Here is a 3,610-nt window from a genome sequence, read left to right as displayed (position 1 = left end):
TTCGCCAAGCAGTACGTGCAGGACCGCACCGTCTTCGGCAAGCCGGTCGCCCACTTCCAGAACACCAAGTTCGAGCTCGCCGCCTGCCAGGCCGAGGTGGACGCCGCCGAGGCCGTCGCCGACCGCGCGACCGAGGCCCTGGACGCCGGCGAGCTCACCCCCGCCGAGGCCGCCAGCGCCAAGCTGTTCTGCACCGAGGTCGCCCACCGCGTCATCGACCGCTGCCTCCAGCTGCACGGCGGCTACGGGTACATGAACGAGTACCCGATCGCCCGCCTGTACGCGGACAACCGCGTCAACCGCATCTACGGCGGCACCAGCGAGATCATGAAGTCGATCATCGCGAAGAACATGGGCCTGTAGACCGAAGGGTCACAGGACATGAGCGACGCACTCCAGTCCCTCCTCGATCTGCTCGACCCGGAGCGGATCGAGGAGGACATCTACCGCGGCCACTCCCGCTCCGCCGTCGTCCCCCGGGTCTTCGGCGGGCAGGTGGCCGCCCAGGCCCTGGTGGCAGCCGGGCGCACGGTCCCCGCCGACCGGTTCGCGCACTCCCTGCACGCGTACTTCCTGCGCACCGGCGACCCCGGCGCGCCCATCGTCTACAACGTCGACCGGCTGCGCGACGGCCGCTCCTTCACCACCCGCCGCGTCGTCGCCGTCCAGCACGGCAAGCCGATCTTCACCCTGTCGGCGTCCTTCCAGACGTACGAGGAGGGCCTGGAGCACCAGGCGCCGATGCCGCCCGCCCCGGACCCGGCGACCCTGCCGACCGGCGAGGAGCGGCTGCGGAGCTACCCGCACCTGCCCGCCGACACCGTCGAACGGTTCCTGGAGGCCCGCGCGGCCGTCGACCTGCGGTACGTCGACGACCCGCCGTTCGGCGACTTCGGCAGCCCGCGCGAGCCGCACTCCCAGGTGTGGTTCCGCACCAACGGCAAGCTCGCCGACGATCCCTTGCTGCACGTCGTGCTCGCCACGTACGTCTCCGACATGACCCTCCTCGACTCGGTGCTGCTCGCGCACGGCCGGGGCGGCTGGGCCGTCGGGGACGTGGTCGGGGCGTCGCTGGACCACGCCATGTGGTTCCACCGGCCGTTCCGCGCCGACGAGTGGCTGCTGTACGACCAGGAGTCGCCGTCCACGTCCGGCGGCCGGGGGCTCGGCCAGGCCCGTATCTACACGCAGGACGGGCGGCTCGCCCTCTCGGTCATCCAGGAAGGCGTGGTCCGCGTCCCTCGGGAACACTGAGGGGCATGGCGCAACCCCAGGGACACGAGTCCGGCGGCGGCGAGAGCACCTTCACGGTGATCGTCGCCGCCCTCGCCAATCTCGGCATCGCCATCGCCAAGGCGGTGGCCGGCGTGATCAGCGGGTCCAGCGCGATGCTGTCGGAGGCCGCGCACTCGGTCGCCGACACCGTCACCGAGGTGCTGCTGCTGACCTCCCTGAAGCGCAGCGTGCGCCCCGCCGACGAGGACCACCCGCTCGGCCATGGTCCCGAGCGCTACATCTGGGCCCTCCTCGCCGCCGTCGCCACCTTCGTCGGCGGTGCCGTCTTCTCCCTCTACGACGGGATCCACACCCTCACCCACGGCGAGGAGCCCGGCGACCCGCTGGTGGCCTACCTCGTCCTGGCCGTCGCCTTCGTCCTGGAGGGCTACTCGCTGCGGACCGGCCTGAAGCAGGTGCGCGGCGAGGCACGGCGCCGCAGGGTGCCCTTCGGCCGCTATCTGCGCCGCACGCCCGACACCGCCGTCAAGGCCGTCGTCATGGAGGACTCCGCCGCCCTGGCCGGCCTGCTGCTGGCCGCGGGCGGCCTGCTCGGCGGGCAGCTCACCGGCTCCGGCGTCTGGGACGCCGTCGCCTCCCTGTGCATCGGCGCCCTGCTGCTGTACGTCGCCTGGGTGCTGGGCCGGTCCAACGCCGAGTTCCTCATCGGCCGGCCGCTGCCGCGCGAGGTGCGCGAGCGGATGCGGGCGGAGCTGGTGGCGATCGAGCACATCGAGGCCGTGCTGGAGCTGACGACCCTGGTGCAGGGGCCGCGGGAGGCGCTGGTCGCCGCGAAGGTCGACTTCCGGGACGTGTCGACGGCCGCGCAGATCGAGTGGGCGTGCGAGCGGGCGGAGCAGCGGCTGCGGGAGGAGTTCCCGGTCGTGCGCCGGGTCTACCTGGACCCGACGCCCGGGTTCGCGCAGCGCCGCACTGAGGGGCTGAACCCCTGGCCGTGAGGGCCGTGAGGGGTCACCCGGCGGTGAGCCCGGCCTCGTTCAGCAGGTACGCCGTCATCGGGTCGTAGTAGCGCGGGCTGACCACGTGGTCGTCCAGCGGCACGGTGACCTGGACGGTGCCCTCGGACTCGGCGAGGAACAGCGCCGGGTCGTTGCAGTCGGCGTATCCGACGGAGTCGACACCGTGCTGACCGGCGTATCCGGCCCAGCCGTGGTCGGCGACGACGAGGTCCGGCAGCGGGCGGCCCGCGCGCTCCAGGCCGGTCAGGATGGCCTTCATCGGCTCCCCGGAGTGCGTGTGCCACAGCGAGGCGCCGTGCTCCAGCACCGCGACGTCCGCGAACTGCTGGACGTAGCCCTCCTCCGTGGTCAGCCCCTCCGGGATCACGACGATCTCGCAGCCGGCGGTGCGCAGCGCGGCGGCCGTGGCGCGGTGCACGTCGAGCAGGCCGCCCGGGTGGCCGGTGGCGAACAGCACGCGCTGCCCGCCGTCGGCGGCCTTGCGCAGCCGCCCGGCCATGCGCTCCAGCGCGGCCACGGTCAGCTCGGGGTCGATGGTGTCCTGGCCGTACCGGTACTCCGGGTCGTCGTTGACGCCGACGCGCTCCGCCATCACCGCGAGCACGTCCTGCTCGTCGGTCCAGCGCTCGCCCAGCTCCAGACCGAGCCAGTAGTGGCGGTCGCCGTTCGCCAGCTTCCGGTAGTGGGAGAGGTTGTTCTCGCGCGGTGTGGCGACGTCGCCCGCGATACGGGTTCTGACGAGGTGTCCGGCGAGTTCGGCGCGGCTGGGTGTCCCGGGTATCGGCATGGCTCCATTGTGTAGCAGCCACCTGTCCGCGTCTGCCGGGTGTCATCCCGTGGGACGCGGGTCACCCGGCGTGCCGGGTCACAGTCTGCGCAGGGCGAACCACAGCTCCATCCGTACGTCCGCGTCGTCGAGGTCGGCGTCCAGCAGGGCCGCGCAGCGGGCGATGCGCTGGCGGACGGTGTTGCGGTGCACGGACAGGGCGACGGCGGTCCGGTCCCAGCTGCCGTGCAGGGACAGCCAGGCGCGCAGCGTCTCGGTGAGCGCGGGCACGGCGGCGACCGGCGCGAGGAGCGCGCGGGCGTGCGCCTCGGCGTCGGCCTCGGGGACGAGGTCGTCGAGCGCGGGCCGGGCACCGTGCCGCACCACCGCCACACGAGTGGCCCGCGCCCGCGCCAACGCCCGCGCGGCCTGCGCGTCGGCCGCCACCCACTCGCCGGGCGCGACAGCAGCACTGACCCCGAGCGTCCAGCCCTGCTGAGGCCCGGGGGCCGAACCGGCCGAGGCGGCACCTGCCCGGGGCACGGTCGCCGGGACACCGGGTCCGGCGGGGGCTCCCGCCCGGGTCGCG

The 3,610-nt window shown here is 73.5% G+C and carries 5 protein-coding genes; 3 read left to right on the top strand and 2 right to left on the bottom strand.

What is annotated here, in order from left to right; all coding sequences use genetic code 11:
- The 3 genes from GTW67_RS20095 to GTW67_RS20085 form a co-directional block, all read left to right on the top strand.
- Window positions 1-363: acyl-CoA dehydrogenase family protein (locus GTW67_RS20095; protein WP_161166203.1), on the top strand; the 363-nt coding region annotated here is incomplete at its 5' end.
- 18 nt (window positions 364-381) lie between these two features.
- Window positions 382-1,254: an acyl-CoA thioesterase gene (locus tag GTW67_RS20090; protein WP_161166202.1), complete on the top strand. Its 873-nt coding sequence runs from the start codon at window positions 382-384 to the stop codon at window positions 1,252-1,254.
- A 5-nt stretch (window positions 1,255-1,259) separates the two neighbouring features.
- A complete protein-coding gene (locus GTW67_RS20085) occupies window positions 1,260-2,234 on the top strand; it encodes a cation diffusion facilitator family transporter (protein WP_161166201.1) in 975 nt (324 codons plus the stop codon).
- Between the two features lie 13 nt (window positions 2,235-2,247).
- Here GTW67_RS20085 and GTW67_RS20080 read toward each other — a convergent pair whose 3' ends face one another.
- Window positions 2,248-3,042, bottom strand: coding sequence for a phosphatase (locus tag GTW67_RS20080; RefSeq protein WP_161166200.1), 795 nt, complete (start codon window positions 3,040-3,042; stop codon window positions 2,248-2,250).
- A gap of 78 nt (window positions 3,043-3,120) precedes the next feature.
- Window positions 3,121-3,610 (bottom strand): helix-turn-helix domain-containing protein (locus GTW67_RS20075; protein ID WP_161166199.1); only part of this gene is annotated, 490 nt, incomplete at its 5' end.

The sequence above is a fragment of the Streptomyces sp. SID5910 genome, from assembly GCF_009862125.1.
GTDB lineage: Bacteria > Actinomycetota > Actinomycetes > Streptomycetales > Streptomycetaceae > Streptomyces.
This window is presented reverse-complemented; position numbering and strand designations above follow the sequence as displayed.

What these genes read in the sequence shown, in the direction of transcription:
- GTW67_RS20080 (WP_161166200.1), bottom strand. Translation starts at nt 3,042, where the DNA reads ATGCCGATACCCGGGACACCCAGCCGCGCCGAACTCGCCGGACACCTC.
- GTW67_RS20090 (WP_161166202.1), top strand. Translation starts at nt 382, where the DNA reads ATGAGCGACGCACTCCAGTCCCTCCTCGATCTGCTCGACCCGGAGCGG.
- GTW67_RS20085 (WP_161166201.1), top strand. Translation starts at nt 1,260, where the DNA reads ATGGCGCAACCCCAGGGACACGAGTCCGGCGGCGGCGAGAGCACCTTC.